The 15044-nt window shown below is 70.1% G+C and carries 12 protein-coding genes; 6 read left to right on the top strand and 6 right to left on the bottom strand.

Going from position 1 to position 15044, the window contains the following annotated elements:
* Positions 1–27: 27 nt before the first annotated feature.
* The 3 genes from ACIBEI_RS30365 to ACIBEI_RS30355 all read right to left on the bottom strand — a co-directional run bounded on the left by ACIBEI_RS30365 (position 28) and on the right by ACIBEI_RS30355 (position 2367).
* Entirely contained in the window at positions 28–795 is a 768-nt protein-coding gene (locus tag ACIBEI_RS30365) for an HAD family hydrolase (RefSeq protein ID WP_398893416.1), read from the bottom strand.
* Between the two features lie 36 nt (positions 796–831).
* Positions 832–1212 carry a FlgD immunoglobulin-like domain containing protein gene (locus tag ACIBEI_RS30360; protein WP_398893415.1) on the bottom strand — a complete coding sequence of 127 codons (381 nt, stop codon included), beginning with the start codon at positions 1210–1212 and terminating at the stop codon, positions 832–834.
* Positions 1213–1296: 84 nt separating this feature from the next.
* Positions 1297–2367 carry a hypothetical protein gene (locus tag ACIBEI_RS30355; protein ID WP_398893414.1) on the bottom strand — a complete coding sequence of 357 codons (1071 nt, stop codon included), beginning with the start codon at positions 2365–2367 and terminating at the stop codon, positions 1297–1299.
* A gap of 185 nt (positions 2368–2552) precedes the next feature.
* Here ACIBEI_RS30355 and ACIBEI_RS30350 point away from each other — a divergent pair, with 185 nt between their 5' ends.
* The gene (locus tag ACIBEI_RS30350; RefSeq protein WP_398893413.1) at positions 2553–2837 is read left to right on the top strand and encodes a hypothetical protein; all 285 of its coding nucleotides are present in this window, start codon (positions 2553–2555) and stop codon (positions 2835–2837) included.
* Between the two features lie 59 nt (positions 2838–2896).
* Here the strand turns inward: ACIBEI_RS30350 and gltX are convergent, their stop codons facing one another.
* From gltX to ACIBEI_RS30335, 3 genes are all read right to left on the bottom strand, one after another.
* The gene (gene gltX / locus ACIBEI_RS30345; RefSeq protein ID WP_398893412.1) at positions 2897–4381 is read right to left on the bottom strand and encodes a glutamate--tRNA ligase; all 1485 of its coding nucleotides are present in this window, start codon (positions 4379–4381) and stop codon (positions 2897–2899) included.
* On the bottom strand, positions 4374–5180 hold the full coding sequence (locus ACIBEI_RS30340) for a fumarylacetoacetate hydrolase family protein (RefSeq protein ID WP_398893411.1): 807 nt from the start codon (positions 5178–5180) through the stop codon (positions 4374–4376). Before ACIBEI_RS30340 ends, gltX begins: the two co-directional genes overlap by 8 nt.
* Positions 5181–5352: 172 nt before the next feature.
* Complete coding sequence (locus ACIBEI_RS30335; protein ID WP_398893499.1) at positions 5353–5538, bottom strand: hypothetical protein; 186 nt, start codon at positions 5536–5538, stop codon at positions 5353–5355.
* Positions 5539–6140: 602 nt separating this feature from the next.
* On the opposite strand from ACIBEI_RS30335, the gene ACIBEI_RS30330 reads away from it, so the two are divergent.
* From ACIBEI_RS30330 to ACIBEI_RS30310, 5 genes are all read left to right on the top strand, one after another.
* Positions 6141–9935 carry a nitrate- and nitrite sensing domain-containing protein gene (locus ACIBEI_RS30330; protein ID WP_398893410.1) on the top strand — a complete coding sequence of 1265 codons (3795 nt, stop codon included), beginning with the start codon at positions 6141–6143 and terminating at the stop codon, positions 9933–9935.
* Between the two features lie 9 nt (positions 9936–9944).
* Positions 9945–10358, top strand: a complete 414-nt coding sequence (locus ACIBEI_RS30325) for a roadblock/LC7 domain-containing protein (RefSeq protein ID WP_044471908.1) — start codon at positions 9945–9947, stop codon at positions 10356–10358.
* Between the two features lie 119 nt (positions 10359–10477).
* Entirely contained in the window at positions 10478–10876 is a 399-nt protein-coding gene (locus tag ACIBEI_RS30320; RefSeq protein ID WP_055614003.1) for a DUF742 domain-containing protein, read from the top strand.
* Positions 10857–11432 carry an ATP/GTP-binding protein gene (locus ACIBEI_RS30315; RefSeq protein WP_055614002.1) on the top strand — a complete coding sequence of 192 codons (576 nt, stop codon included), beginning with the start codon at positions 10857–10859 and terminating at the stop codon, positions 11430–11432. Before ACIBEI_RS30320 ends, ACIBEI_RS30315 begins: the two co-directional genes overlap by 20 nt.
* 383 nt (positions 11433–11815) lie before the next feature.
* Positions 11816–15037 carry a nitrate- and nitrite sensing domain-containing protein gene (locus tag ACIBEI_RS30310; RefSeq protein WP_398893409.1) on the top strand — a complete coding sequence of 1074 codons (3222 nt, stop codon included), beginning with the start codon at positions 11816–11818 and terminating at the stop codon, positions 15035–15037.
* Positions 15038–15044: the final 7 nt, after the last annotated feature.

The raw sequence follows: 15044 nt of genomic DNA, 5'->3' as shown, positions 1-15044 counted from the left end.
CCGCTCTCCGGCGGCGCAGGAAGAACATTACCTGAAGGTGGACGGCGCTCCAAAACGGGTATGGGGCCCGAGGATCGCCGGGAGTTCGGCCAGCGAGGCGATCCGGCGCAGGCCGGTGAGCTGATCCGATGCCCCGCCCGGTGCGGCGTCCGGGTCCGGGGCCGTGACGGCTCTCACTCCCCCGCGGTCGATCCAGACCGAGAACATTCCGGCGTCGGCCGCGCCCTGTCCGTCGATCTCCGGGTGGTCCCCGACGTACGCGACCTCGTGCGGCGGCAGCTCCAGCGCCTCGCAGGCCGCGTGGAACGCCTCCGCCGCGGGCTTCGAGACACCCAGCTCGGCCGCGCAGAGCACGGACTCGAACCGGTCCCGTACGCCGAGAACGCGCAGCTTGTGGTCCTGGACGCGGATGCTGGAGTTGGACAGCACGGAGTGACGGTGGCTGCCCGCCAGGGTGTCGAGGACGGGCAGGACGTCGGGGAAGAGCGCCCAGGCCGACTCGTAGTGGCCGAGATACCGGAGGAACCAGTCCTCCGCCTCCGGGTCGGTGAGGGGCTTACCCAGAAAGGCCCGGACCCGGTCCCGGCGGCCCTGCTCCCAGTCCACCTCCCCCGCCGCGTACCTCGCCCACTGCTGGTCGGTGAGGTCGCGCCAGTGGCCGAGGGCCTGCTCGACGGAGGCGTACCCGTCGAGCAGGCCCTCGGCCGCGAGATGCCCGCGCATACCGGCCCGGTCGGCCGTGGTGTAGTCGAAGATCGTGTCATCTACGTCCCAGACCACGGCTCGGATCGTCATGGTTCGACGGTAACCCGGCGCCGGTGGGCGCGTCCCTCAGTTGACCGTGGTCGTGCCCGTCGTGACCAGGTCAGGGCCCTGGCCGTCGCGGGGCTTGGCGGTCAGGCGCCAGGTGTACGTGCCCGCGACCCGGTTGCCGTCGCCCCAGCGGCCGTCCCAGGAGGCGCGGACGGCGGCAGCCCTGGAATCGCCGGCGAGCTCGCGCACAACGTTGCCGCTCGCGTTGGTCAGGGTCAGGGTCCACGTCGAGGGCTTGCTCAACTGCCGGACGGGCTGCCAGGGGTCCTGGGTCGTGGGGCCCGCGGTGACGATCGCCACCTGGCCCTGGGCAGTGAGGTACGCGACGTTGCCGCCGAAGCGGTCGACGGCCCAGCGGCCGGTGTTGCCGCCGGTGTTCTGGTCCGCCGTCGGCAGCACGGCCGCGGTCCGGGTGGTCGCCGTACCGGTGTGGAAGTCCGTGAGCAGCAGCTCGTGGGGGGTGCGGTGGGGGGGCGCCGGTGTTCACGGTGGCGACGTTCCGCTTGGCCTTGAGGTCGTACGCGACGACGCTGCCCTGGGTGGTGCCGGGAGTCCACAGGCGCTGGCCCCAGATCGCGGCGGCGCCGCGGGAGCGGTCGAGCGCGGTCTCGCCGCCGGCTCCGCGGGGGAAGTCGGCGATCTTCTGGGTGGCGGGGGTTCCGCCGTTGTAGAGGACGTAGCGGCCGGTGCCCGTGCCGATACGGCCGGCGGAGGAGCCGGTGGGTTCGGTGAGGAAGGTGTCGGTGTCCCCGGCGACGTGCACCGACTCCTTGCCGTCCGAGTTGGTGTAGAGGTAGGCGAAGCGGCCGTCGCCGAGGGCCTCCAGCTGGGGGCAGGCGGCGTCGCCGCCGAGACACGGCGAGGAGCCGATGAACGGGCTGCGGCGGACCTGGATGCCGGTGGGCTTGCCCGTGGTGTCCAGCGGTACGGCGTACGCCGCGTCCCAGCCGGGGTGGGAGTGGCGTTGCCGAACATCAGGAGTTCGCCGCCCGCGACCATCAGGCCGTCGACCTTGGCCCGGACGGGCGGCACCGTGAACACGGGCTGGGCCGAGACGTCCCCGCCCCCGGCGGGCAGGACGCGGTACACGTGGAAGTCGCTGGCCGTGGCACCGGCCGTGGCGAGCAGGCCGCCGTCCGGGGTGGCGCGGAAGGCGCCGTCCGCGTCGGCGAGGACCGTGCGCCTGGCGCCGGTGGCGAGCGAGGTGGCGGTGAGCGCCTCGTCGGCGGGCGACGAGATGAAGTCCGGGTCGCCGCTGAGGAGTTGGTCGCCGACGACCGCGAGGGGCTTGGCGGGGAAGATCACCGGGGCGGGTGCGGTGCCGGGCGCCGAGTCCACCCGGATCGCCTTGCGGTTCACCACGAGCCAGCTGTCGTTGAAGGTGATCGACTGGTCGGAGCCGACGCCGCCGACGACGTACGTACGGAAGGTGCCGTCCAGGGTGCCGGTGGGCTGGGCGCCGGACGGCAGGCCGGTGACCGCGAGGTCGGTGGTGGTGCCGTCGGCGGCGGCCCGCAGCACGTGCAGGGCACCGTCGGCGTCCTGGGTGAGCACGCTCCAGCCGGACGCCGCCCGGTACGTCTGACCCGTCGGGATCGCGACGGTGGCGGTCGTGCCGGTGGAGCGGTGCGGTGGCGTTACCGCGGGGAGGCGCAGGTCAGGTTGCCGGAGCGGAGACGGCCCGGGCGGCGGGTGCCGTAGCGTGGTGGGCCCACCGAGTGAGAGACCCAGCTGCAGCCATGACCGAGTGCCGCGTCCAGTTCACCGTCGAGGCCCGCACGACGTTCGACGCCCTGCCCGGAGAGCGCCGAGCCCAGTTGGACAAGGCGGTGCGCATCCTGGCTCGTGACCCGTTCCGCAAGAACTCAACCGCCCAGCTGGGTCCGGACGAGCATCTGCGCAAGGCCTACGTAGCCCCGGGCATGATGCTGGAGTACATGGTGGCCGGCGCGATCATGGTCGTCGTGGTACTTGAGATCTTCGACGAGAGCGCGTATCTGATCGACGAGAACGACGCCGTCTGACGAACGTCGTGAGGGGCGGCCCCCGTCCATTCCGGGGCCGCCCCTCACGCATGCTCGAGCTACACGGTCAGCTTCGCCAGCGCCGCGTCGACACGGGCCAGCGTCTTCTCCTTGCCCAGGATCTCCAGCGACTCGAAGAGCGGCAGGCCGATCGTGCGGCCGGTGACGGCGACGCGGACCGGGGCCTGTGCCTTGCCCAGCTTGAGGCCGTGCTCCTCGCCGGCAGCCAGGACGGCCTCCTTGAGGGAGTCGGGGGAAGACCAGTCGGCCGCGTCCAGTTTCTCGCGAGCCGTACGCAGCAGCGCGTCGCTGCCCTCCTTCATGGCCTTCGTCCAGGACGCCTCGTCGAAGACCGGCTCCGGCAGGAACAGGAAGTCGACGTTGTCCGTGATCTCGGAGAGGACCTTGAGGCGGGTCTGGGCATGCGGGGCGATCGCGTCCCACTGGGCCTGGTCGAAGTCCTCGGGCGCCCAGGGCGCGAAGGGGGCCTTCAGCCAGGGGGCGCAGCGCTCGGCGAAGTCCTTCACGTCCAGCAGGCGGATGTGGTCGGCGTTGATCGCCTCGCACTTCTTGAGGTCGAAGCGGGCCGGGTTCGGGTTCACGTCGCTCACGTCGAAGGCCGCGACCATCTCGTCCATCGTGAAGATGTCCTGGTCGGCGGAGAGCGACCAGCCGAGCAGGGAGAGGTAGTTGAGCAGACCCTCGGGGAGGAAGCCGCGCTCCCTGTAGAGGTTCAGCGAGGACTGCGGGTCGCGCTTGGAGAGCTTCTTGTTGCCCTCGCCCATCACGTACGGCAGGTGGCCGAAGGCGGGCACCGACTTGGCGATGCCCAGTTCGGTGAGCGCCTTGTAGAGGGCGATCTGGCGCGGGGTGGAGGAGAGCAGGTCCTCGCCGCGCAGGACGTGGGTGATCTCCATCAGGGCGTCGTCGACCGGGTTCACGAGCGTGTAGAGCGGGGCTCCGTTGGCTCGTACGATCCCGTAGTCCGGGACGTTCTCCGGGAGGTACGTGATCTCGCCGCGGACCAGGTCCGTGAAGGTGATCGTCTCGTCGGGCATGCGGAAGCGGACGATCGGCGTGCGGCCCTCGGCCTCGTACGCGGCCTTCTGCTCGGCGGTCAGCTCGCGGCAGTGGCCGTCGTAGCCGGACGGCTTGCCGGCGGCGCGGGCGGCGTCGCGGCGGGCGTCCAGCTCCTCCGTGGAGCAGTAGCAGTGGTAGGCGTGGCCCGCGTCCAGGAGCTTGGCGGCCACATCGCGGTAGATGTCCATCCGCTGCGACTGGCGGTACGGCTCGTGCGGGCCGCCGACCTCGGGGCCCTCGTCCCAGTCGAAGCCCAGCCAGCGCATCGAGTCGAGCAGCTGGCCGTACGACTCCTCGGAGTCGCGGGCCGCGTCGGTGTCCTCGATGCGGAAGACCAGCGTGCCCTCGTTGTGCCGGGCGAACGCCCAGTTGAACAGGGCGGTGCGGACCAGACCCACGTGGGGGTTACCGGTGGGCGAAGGGCAGAAACGGACGCGTACGGGGGAGCCGGGTGCGCTAGCCACGCTTGACAACCTTGTTGGTGAGAGTGCCGATGCCTTCGATGGTGACGGCGACCTCGTCGCCGACAGTGAGGGGGCCGACCCCCGCGGGGGTGCCCGTGAGGATCACGTCGCCGGGGAGCAGCGTCATGGCCTCGGTGATGTTGACGATCAGGTCCTCGACGGAGTGGATCATCTCGCTGGTGCGGCCCAGCTGGCGCTGTTGGCCGTTGACCGTGCACATGATGGTCAGGTCGGACGGGTCGAGGTCCGTCTCCACCCAGGGGCCGAGCGGGCAGGAGGAGTCGAAGCCCTTGGCCCTGGCCCACTGCTTCTCGCGCTTCTGGACGTCTCGTGCGGTGACGTCGTTGGCGCAGGTGTAGCCGAGGATGACGTCCTTGACGCGCTCGCGCGGGACCTCGCGGCACATCCGGCCGATCACGACGGCCAGCTCGGCCTCGTGGTGCACCTCGTTCGAGAAGGAGGGGTACGCGATCTCGTCGCCGGGGCCGATCACCGAGGTGGACGGCTTGAAGAAGGCGAAGGGGGCGTCGGGCACCTCGTTGCCCATCTCCCTGGCGTGCTCCGCGTAGTTGCGGCCGAAGGCCACGACCTTGTTGGGGAGCATGGGCGGCAGGAGCCGGACCCTCGTTTTTGAATCAGAAGGGGCCAGGGGGACCTTCGTGCCGGAGAGCTCGAAGTCCGTGAACGGATGGCCCTTGATGATGTCGAGCACGAGCCCGTCGGTCGACCCAGGAGGGCTCTCGCCCTCGACCGCGCCGAACGCGACGTTGCCGTCGATGGAGAACCTGGCGATGCGCACGAGATGCCTGCGCCCCTCACTGAGCTGGCTGGAGTCTGGGGCTCAAGGCTAACGCGGTGAGGGGTGCCCCGAGGATCCAGGCCGGATCGGCGAGCGGCGCCTGGCCTGGATTCTCGGGACACCCCTCAGGGGCGCGACCGCGCGGAATTGCGGTGGGCGGGGCCCGGAAGGACTACTCCGCCGCCATCGCCGCGACCGGGGCGTCCATCAGGATCGTGCGGCGGGGGTTGGCGGTCTGTGCGGGGAGCTCGACGGAGTGCTCCTGCTGCTCCGGCGTACGCAGTTCTTCGGCGTCCTCGAGGTGCGCCAGTGTCGTGCGTCGCGGGTTGGCTATGTTGAGGAACATCATCGTCTTCATCTGCGGTTTCGGACCCTGTCGGTACGGGCGCCCGGCGGCTTCAAGAACCGCCGCGCGAGCGCGGGTTGTCGGATTTGCCATCCCTGTAAAGCGCCAGGCTAAACATCCGATTCCCTGTGGAACGCGTGAAGGCGGCGTGATCGTCATGTGAGTTTCCTCACTCACTCGTAGGCAATCCGGTCAATTCGGACCCTCAACTCCCCATGCCGAAACGGACATTGCCCCACTGAAGCCCTTATTCCGCTCCTGATCATGGCGACTGGGACAGCGCTTGTCGGCGCATGACTCGTGCACCCGCGTCCGTTATCGACACAATCGCATTCCACGTGCCGTAACACCGTCTTCACTAGGTGTCACGATGGTCACAGCATGACCCATGGGCCTTGTTGGAGATCCGGCACTGTGCTGGAATTCCACGGAACCGCCGCGGGATCGAACCGGCGCGCAAGGGGCGCGAACGCAGCGCCGAGTGGCGGCGGGAAGGGGGGCCTGCGCCGGTCACTCACGACCACACATGGGGGCGCGTTCAGGGCGCTCCCAAGACGCCGACACCGTCTCGCCGTTCACCCGGAGAGGCGCCTGGTCCAGAGGTTGCGACGCTAGTGCAGGGACGTTTCAAGAGGGATGGCAGCGCTTCGGCGGAGCCGGAGCCGCACGGCGGGACCGGCACCGGTTCCTCGCCCCAGCACGCCCAGAACCAAGGACCGGCAGGGGCCGGCGACGGGGGTGACCGCTCCTCGCGCCCAGGTGCGCCCAAGGGTGCCCAGGGCAAGGGCGGTCCGACCGCGGTGACCGGTGGCCCCGGCGCACCGCCCGCCGCGCCGCCCACGGCGAAGAACCCCAGTGGCCCCGGCTCGCGAATAGCTCTGCGCAACTGGCGCATCTCCACGCGCCTGGTGTCGCTGCTCGCGCTGCCCGTGGTCGCCGCCACCTCGCTGGGCGCCCTGCGCATCAGCGACACGATGGACGAGATCCGGCAGCTCGAGAACATGAAGCTGCTGACCGACATGACGAAGCAGGCGACCGAGCTCGCCTCCGCGCTCCAGGAGGAGCGCGACAAGTCGGCCGGTCCGCTCGCCAACGGCACGAAGGCGTCCGACTTCACCGTCAAGGGCGTCCGCGACAAGACCGACCGTGCGCGTGCCGCCTTCATGGAGGGCACCCACGAACTCGACGACGCGGACAACAACGAGAACCTCGACGGCGTCCGGGACAACGTGGTGGCCATCGCCACCCAGCTGAACACCCTGAGCGGCATCCGCAACAACGCCTTCCAGAACGACAACAACTCCTCCCAGTCGATCGAGTCGTACCACCGGCTCATCGAGCAGCTGCTCGGCCTCTCCCAGGACATGGCCGAGGCGACCAGCAATCCGGAGATGATCCAGCGCACGCGCGCCCTGGCGGCCTTCTCCACCGCCAAGGAGTACGCGTCCATCCAGCGTGCGGTCATCGCCGCGGCCCTGCCGGCCACCGATGCCTCGTACGGCGATCTCTCCGAGAACGACCGGCAGTACGGCCTCTCCGCCTTCGAGAACCAGAAGGCCGAACTCACCAGCTTCGCCAGCATCTACGAGGGCAACCCGCGCGCGCTGACGAAGCCGCTCGACGAGCCGAGCCCGACCATCAAGGCGGCCGACACCTACGCGGAGCGTGTGCTCCGGCGTGAGAACGGTCTGCAGCTGCGCGACAAGCGCTCGTACCTGGACTGGGTCGACGCCGACTCCGCCAGGTACCTGGAGATGTCGAAGATCGAGCTGACCCTGCTCAACGAGATGGAGCAGAAGGCCCGCGAGCTGCGCAACGAGGCCGAGCAGGAAGCGATCATCTCCGGTGCGCTGATCCTGCTGGTGCTCGGTGTCTCGCTGGTCGGCGCCTTCGTGGTGGCCCGCTCCATGATCCGCTCGCTGCGCCGTCTCCAGGACACCGCGACGAAGGTCGCCCAGGACCGGCTGCCCGAGCTGGTCAAGCAGCTCTCGGAGTCCGACCCGCAGGACGTCGACACGTCCGTCGAGTCGGTCGGTGTGCACTCCAAGGACGAGATCGGCCAGGTGGCCGCGGCCTTCGACGACGTACACCGCGAGGCCGTACGACTCGCCGCCGAGCAGGCCCTCCTGCGAGGCAACGTCAACGCGATGTTCACCAACCTCTCGCGCCGCTCCCAGGGCCTCATCCAGCGTCAGCTCTCGCTCATCTCCGAACTGGAGTCCCGCGAGGCCGACCCGGACCAGCTGTCCTCGCTGTTCAAGCTCGACCACCTCGCGACCCGCATGCGCCGTAACGGTGAAAACCTTCTGGTTCTCGCCGGTGAAGAGCCCGGCCGCCGCTGGACCCGCCCGGTCCCGCTGGTCGACGTGCTCCGCGCCGCCGCCTCCGAGGTGGAGCAGTACGAGCGCATCGAGCTGGCCGCCGTGCCGACGACCGAGGTCGCCGGCCGCGTGGTCAACGACCTCGTGCACCTGCTCGCCGAGCTGCTGGAGAACGCCACCTCGTTCTCCTCCCCGCAGACCAAGGTCAAGGTCACCGGTCACGCGCTGCCCGACGGCCGCGTACTGATCGAGATCCACGACACCGGTATCGGCCTCTCGCCCGAGGACCTCGCGGCGATCAACGAGCGGCTCGCCTCGCCGCCCACCGTGGACGTGTCGGTCTCCCGCCGCATGGGTCTGTTCGTGGTCGGCCGGCTGTCCCAGCGTCACGGCATCCGCATCCAGCTGCGTCCGTCCGACTCCGGTGGTACGACCGCGCTGGTCATGCTGCCCGTCGATGTCGCCCAGGGCGGCAAGAAGGTTCCGGGCAACAAGCAGGGCCAGGGTGTTCCCACCGGCGGCGGCCCCGCCGCCGCGCAGGCCGCGGCCGGTGTCGCGGCGGCCCGTCGGGGCGGCGCCGGAGGCGGTCCCGCCCTCGGCGCGGGTGCTCCCAGCGGCGGCAACGGCGGACGGCTCAACGCCCCTCCGCAGCGCGGCCAGGTCGGCGCCGGTACCGGAGCACGTGCCGCGCTGCCCAGGCCGGACGCGGGCGGTCGCCCGGGCGGACCGGGCGGATCGCGTGGCCCCCAGCCCCCGCAGGGCAGGCCGGCCCCGGCCGGTGCCGGTGCCCCGCAGGGCTTCAACGACTTCGGCAACAACAACGACTTCGGTCGGCAGGACGCGTTCGGCGGCGCTCGCCAGGACACGATGGGCGGCAACAACCGCGGCCCCGTGCCCCCGCAGCCCCAGCAGCGTCCGACCGGTGGCGACCAGGGCCGTCGGACGCCTCAGCAGCCGCAGCTGCCGCCACGCGGTGGTCCGCGTGCCGAGCTGCCCGGCGGCAACCCGCAGCCGCGGGTGCCCAGCTGGAGCGACGACAACGCGCAGCCGCCGGTGCCGCGTTCCTCGATGGACGCCCCGCGCGGCCACGAGGAGCCGGACGCCACCTCGCAGCTGCCGAGGATCAACGACCGGCAGGGCCCGGCGTCCACGTCGGAGTTCCCGCGGATCGACGACCGTCAGGGTGCCGGTTCCACGGGCGAGTTCCCGCGGCCGGACTACGACGCCCAGCGTTCCGGCGCGGGTGCGCAGCAGAGCAACGGACAGTTCGTCCGCCCGGACGTCTTCGGTACGCCGAATTCCGCGCCGAATCCTTCCGGCGCCGGCCAGAACCCGTCCGCGGGCGGCCAGTACAACCGCCAGGACCCCGCCTCCACCGGCCAGTTCTCGATGCCCGGCTACGACGCCGGCTCCACCGGTCAGTACGCGGCACCGGGTCAGGACGTTCAGCAGAGCCACACCGGCCAGTTCCCGGCGCCGAACCACGGCGAGCGGCAGGGCGGCGGCACCGGGCAGTTCGAGCGTCCCGGCGCCAACGGCACGAACGGCACCAACGGCTCCCGCCCCCAGCGTCCGCAGTCGCGTCGGCGTCCCGCGCTCCCCCCGGAGCCCGAGGCGCTGCCGCCGGCGACGGGTCCCGGTGACGGGCGTACGCCGCTGTACGACACCCTGGAGACCAACTGGTTCAACCAGGCCCAGGCGGCCGGCAACGGCGAGCAGGCACCGCAGCAGCAGCCCGCACAGGCTGCCGCTCCCGCGGCCCCGCAGCGCCCGGCGCCCGCCGCATCGGGGTCCGCCTCCTGGCGGACCACCCCCAATGACGAACTCGGCCGGCAGGCCGAGCGGGTACGCCAGCCCTCCGCGGGTGGCGTGACCGTCTCGGGTCTGCCGCGCCGGGTCCCCCGCGCGAACCTCGTCGCGGGGACGGCTCAGCAGCAACAGCACCAAACCGGTCCGCAGGTCTCGCGTGCGCCCGATGACGTACGCGGCCGGCTGACCAATCTTCGTAGGGGCATCCAGCAAGGTCGGCAGGCCGGTACCGGCCAGACCGGCAGCTTCCCCAGCCCCACTCACCAGCAGGAGCGTTAGTTGAGCCAGATGAGCCAGGCGGCACAGAACCTCAACTGGTTGATCACCAACTTCGTTGACAACACCCCCGGGGTGTCCCACACCGTCGTCGTTTCCGCCGACGGACTCCTTCTGGCGATGTCCGAGGGCTTTCCGCGCGACCGCGCCGACCAGCTCGCGGCCGTCGCCTCCGGACTCACTTCACTCACGGCCGGTGCCTCCCGGATCTTCGAGGGCGGCACCGTCGCCCAGACGGTCGTCGAGATGGAACGCGGCTTCCTCTTCCTGATGTCCGTCTCGGACGGCTCGTCCCTCGCGGTCCTCTCCCACCCGGACTGCGACATCGGCCTCGTCGGCTACGAGATGGCTCTGCTCGTCGACCGTGCGGGTGCGGTGCTCACGCCGGATCTGCGGGCGGAACTCCAGGGCAGCCTGCTTCACTAGCCAGGTTCTACGTACGTCCGAATTTCACCGAACGTCCGCACAATCCGTCGGCCGACCTCCCCCCACCGGCCCCGTCAGACGGCACGACTGACCGACCTGCTGTCCCGCCCGGAGGATCAATGACCCCGCCCACCGCCTCTCATGATCCGTACGCACAGCCGTACGAGGATGAGGGCGACCAGCCGCTGGTACGTCCGTACGCGATGACCGGCGGCCGGACCCGGCCGCGCTACCAGCTCGCCATAGAGGCACTGATCAGCACCACGGCCGACCCGGCGCAGCTGATGGGGCTCCTCCCGGAGCACCAGCGGATCTGCCACCTCTGCCGTGAGGTGAAGTCGGTGGCCGAGGTGTCGGCCCTGCTGTCCATGCCCCTGGGCGTGGCACGGATTCTCGTCGCGGACCTCGCGGAGGCCGGACTCGTCGCGATCCACCAGCCCGGTGGCGACGAGAGCAATGGCGGCGCCCCGGACGTGACACTGCTCGAAAGGGTGCTCAGTGGACTTCGCAAGCTCTGACGGAGGTCGGGCGACCACCTCCGCGAAGATCGTGGTGGCGGGTGGTTTCGGCGTCGGCAAGACCACGTTCGTGGGTGCCGTCTCCGAGATCAACCCGCTGCGCACCGAGGCCGTCATGACGTCCGCCTCGGCGGGCATCGACGACCTCACCCACACCGGGGACAAGACGACGACCACCGTCGCCATGGACTTCGGCCGTATCACCCTGGACCAGGACCTGATCCTGTATCTGTTCGGTACGCCCGGACAGGACCGTTTCTGGTTCATGTGGGACGACCTGGTACGCGGCGCGATCGGCGCCGTCGTGCTCGTGGACACCCGTCGTCTCGCCGACTGCTTCCCTGCGGTCGACTACTTCGAGAACAGCGGACTGCCGTTCGTCATAGCCCTGAACGGCTTCGACGGGCACCAGCCATACACGCCCGACGAGGTCCGCGAGGCCCTGCAGATCGGCCCGGACGCCCCGATCATCACGACGGACGCCCGCCACCGCGCGGACGCCAAGAGCGCGCTGATCACTCTGGTCGAGCACGCCTTGATGGCTCGTCTCCGCTAGGGATCGTGCAACGGGCTGTGTTCTGGCGGGCCTGGCACACAAGTTGGCAACGCCGTACGGCAGTTGTCGTAGACGCACTGGAGCCGGCTGTGTCGTTTGACACGGTCGGCCTTGGTGTTCATAACGTTTCGACAGAGATATCGAGTGGTACCGACACGCGTCGCGGTCGTCTGATGCCGCTGTGCTCACATCGGCCCCGCCTTTTGGCGGGGCTCGCTCTTTATGACCGTTTTATCTAGGGCCTACATCACTCGGAATCCTTGGTTCCGAGTGTTTGGACGAGCACACCCTGACGTGCTGGAATGCCAGAACTGCCCAGTAGTAGGGGCCGGAAGACACACGCGGCACGACGAAGGTGCACACGCCGAGAGGTTGTTGGTCGAGTGAGGCGTAGCAAGAACGGTCCCGAGCCGTCGGCACGGGGCAACTTCACCCCGCCGCCGCGCGGAGCGGCACCCGCACATGTGTCCGGCTCGGAGCCGGCGGCCCCACCCGCGAAGAGCGGCGGCCGTCTGTCACCGCGCAACTGGCGTGTGCCGACCAGGCTGAACGCCATTCTGCTCATACCCGTGATCGTCGGGCTCGTCATGGGCGGCTTCCAGGTGAAGAGCTCCATAGACACCTGGCAGGAGGCCCAGGACGCGGAGAAGGTCGCCAAGATCGTCGACGCGGCCGGGCAGTACGCCGAGGCACTCCTCAACGAGCGCGACGTATCCGCCCAGCCGCTCCTCGAGGGCGACCGGGACAACGCGACGGTCAAGGAGGCCCGCGCCTTCACGGACCAGAAGCAGGACGCGTTCCACAAGGAAGTCGCCGGGATGCCGGCCGGCCAGGGCCTGGAGCGCCGGCTGAACCTGGTGGAGCAGGCCGAGCCCACGCTCACCCAGGTGCGCAAGGCCGCCTTCACCACCGCCATGGACCCGACGAAGACCGAAGAGGGCTACGTCACCGTCGAGCACCTCCTGATGGAGTTCTCGAACGAGCTGGGCCTCGGCACGGGCAACATCACGAGCTACGGCCGCACCGTGTACGCCGTCGCCCTGTCCAAGGGTGCCGCCTCGCTGCAGCGCTCGATCGGCATGCACCTCCTGGTCAAGCCCAGCAGCAACGAGAAGATCCTCAAGCAGCAGATCACGGCCTTCACGTCGTACGCCTACCTCGAGAACGTGGCCGTCCAGGAGTACGTCTCCGGCGGTACGGCGCAGGACGCCACGCGCCTCAAGCAGGTCATGGCCGAGAAGGAGGCCGAGGGCAAGAAGCTCGCGGCCGAGGCCAAGAGCAAGACCGAGGCGGCGGGCGGCACCTACAAGGCCCCGCCGAACATGCTCGGCATGATCCAGGCCATCGGCAGCGGCGCCTCCCCCGCCGACCTGGCCCAGCAGGGCATCACGCCCGAGACCTGGATGGCGGCCTCCACCCTCAAGTTCAACGGCTACAGCGAGGTCGAGCAGGAGCTCATCAACCGGGCCGTGGGCGACGCGGGCGACATCGCCACCGACGCCCAGCGCGACGCCTTCGTCAACGGTGCCATCGTCATCGTGGCCCTGCTCGCCGCCTTCATCATCGCCGGCCTCATGGCCCGCCAGATGAGCCGCTCGATGCGCCAGCTGCGCAACGCGGCCTTCGGGGTCGCCGAGCAGCGTCTGCCGATGCTGGTCGACCAGCTCTCGCGCACCGACCCGGGCCGGGTCGACACCCGGGTCACCCCCATCCCGATCACCACCACGGACGAGATCGGCGAAGTCGCCCGCGCCTTCGACCAGGTCCACCGTGAGGCCGTACGACTGGCCGCCGAGCAGGCCCTGCTCCGTGGAAACATCAACGCGATCTTCACCAACCTGTCGCGCCGCAACCAGTCCCTGATCGAGGGCCAGCTGACCCTCATCACCGACCTGGAGAACAACGAGGCCGACCCGGACCAGCTGGAGAACCTCTTCCGCCTGGACCACCTCGCGACCCGTATGCGCCGCAACGGCGAGAACCTCCTGGTCCTCGCCGGCGAGGAGCCGGGCCGCCGCTGGGACCAGCCGGTCCCGCTGGTCGACGTGCTGCGCGCCGCCTCCTCCGAGGTGGAGCAGTACGAGCGCATCGAGCTGTCGGGCGTACCGGAGGCCGAGATCCACGGCCGCGCGGTCACCGACCTCGTGCACCTGCTCGCCGAGCTCCTGGAGAACGCGACGACGTTCTCCTCGCCGCAGACCAAGGTCCGCGTCACCGCGACCCGTCTCCCGGACGGCCGCATCATGGTCGAGATCCACGACAAGGGCATCGGCCTCACCGCCGAGGACTTCGCGGACATCAACCACAAGCTGGCCAACCCGCCGACCGTGGACGCCGCGATCTCGCAGCGCATGGGTCTGTTCGTGGTCGGCCGGCTGTCCGACCGGCACGGCATCCGCGTCCAGCTGCGCCCCTCGGGCGAGCAGGCCGGTACGACCTCGCTCGTCATGCTCCCCGACATCATCACGCACGGTGGTGGCGGCGAGCAGGCACCGCAGCGCGACGAGTTCACCGTCTCGCAGATCATCCCGGAGCAGCAGCCCTTCGGCGGCGAGGAGTTCCAGAGCGGCGGCCAGCCGATGCGCACGGCCGCGGAGCTGGGCTTCGACGACAGCCGCTACGCCGAGGTCCCGGACGACATACGTGAGCTGGACCCCGTGGGCCGTTCGCTGATGCGTGAGGAGCGCAGGGCGGCCCTGGAGGCCCAGACGCACGGCGAGCTGGAGGGCGCGTCCCCGTCGTTCAACGGCGAGTTCGACCCCCAGCAGGGCTACGACAACGGTCAGCAGGCCTTCGACAACGGCGCGGCGGCGTACGACAACGGCGCGGCCGCGTACAGCGAGGCGCCCGCGTACGACCAGCAGACGCCGTACGAGGAGCCGCAGCAGGCGTCGTACGACGAGACGTACTTCCCGGCAGGCGGCGGATACCCGGAACCCTCCTATGCGGAGCCGGTCCAGGAGGAGCCCCAGCCGGCCCACGCTCCCGCGCGGGACAGCTTCTCGGCCTTCGAAGAGCAGTCCTACCAGGACGACTGGCCGCAGCAGAACGCGTACCAGAACGGCTACCGTTCCGAGTACGCTCCCGAAGCGGAGCCCGTGCAGGCCGCTGACGTGGCCGAGCAGGACCGCGTAGGCTTCGAGCGTCCGGGAACGGCCTCTCCCGCCGCCCACGCGCTGACCGACGCCGGGCTTCCGCGCCGCGGATCCACCGCGAGCGCGGGCGGCAAGCAGTCCGTGGGCCAGGAATCGCCGGCTCCCTTCGGCGGCGGCAACGACAGCAACTCAGGCGGCGGCAACGGCGTCGGCAAGGGCGACTGGCGGTCGAACAACGACCAGATGTGGCAGCGTGCCGAGCAGCTGAAGAAGCCCAAGGCGGGCGGGGTCACCTCCTCCGGACTGCCGAGGCGGGTACCCAAGGCCAATCTGGTCGAGGGCACCGCGGAATCGACCCCTCAGGGCGGCCCCCAGGTCTCCCGCGCACCCGAGGACGTCCGGGGCAGGCTGAGCAACCTGCGCCGCGGGGTCCAGCGGGGGCGTAACGCAGGAAGCGAAACGAACGGCCAGGGCTTCGGTCCTGACAGCACCTACAACCAGGAGCGTTAGTGTGAGC

Origin of the sequence: Streptomyces sp. NPDC050988 (assembly GCF_044456225.1) — a bacterium.
Classification (GTDB): Bacteria; Actinomycetota; Actinomycetes; order Streptomycetales; family Streptomycetaceae; genus Streptomyces.
The sequence above is the reverse complement of the archived record's forward strand: the minus strand, read 5'-3'. Positions and strand labels throughout refer to the sequence as shown.

Bases quoted from the DNA above. Each gene is read 5' to 3' on its own strand.
- ACIBEI_RS30365 (WP_398893416.1), bottom strand. From the start codon at position 795: ATGACGATCCGAGCCGTGGTCTGGGACGTAGATGACACGATCTTCGAC.
- ACIBEI_RS30350 (WP_398893413.1), top strand. From the start codon at position 2,553: ATGACCGAGTGCCGCGTCCAGTTCACCGTCGAGGCCCGCACGACGTTC.
- ACIBEI_RS30320 (WP_055614003.1), top strand. From the start codon at position 10,478: ATGACCCCGCCCACCGCCTCTCATGATCCGTACGCACAGCCGTACGAG.
- ACIBEI_RS30325 (WP_044471908.1), top strand. From the start codon at position 9,945: ATGAGCCAGGCGGCACAGAACCTCAACTGGTTGATCACCAACTTCGTT.
- ACIBEI_RS30335 (WP_398893499.1), bottom strand. From the start codon at position 5,538: ATGAAGACGATGATGTTCCTCAACATAGCCAACCCGCGACGCACGACA.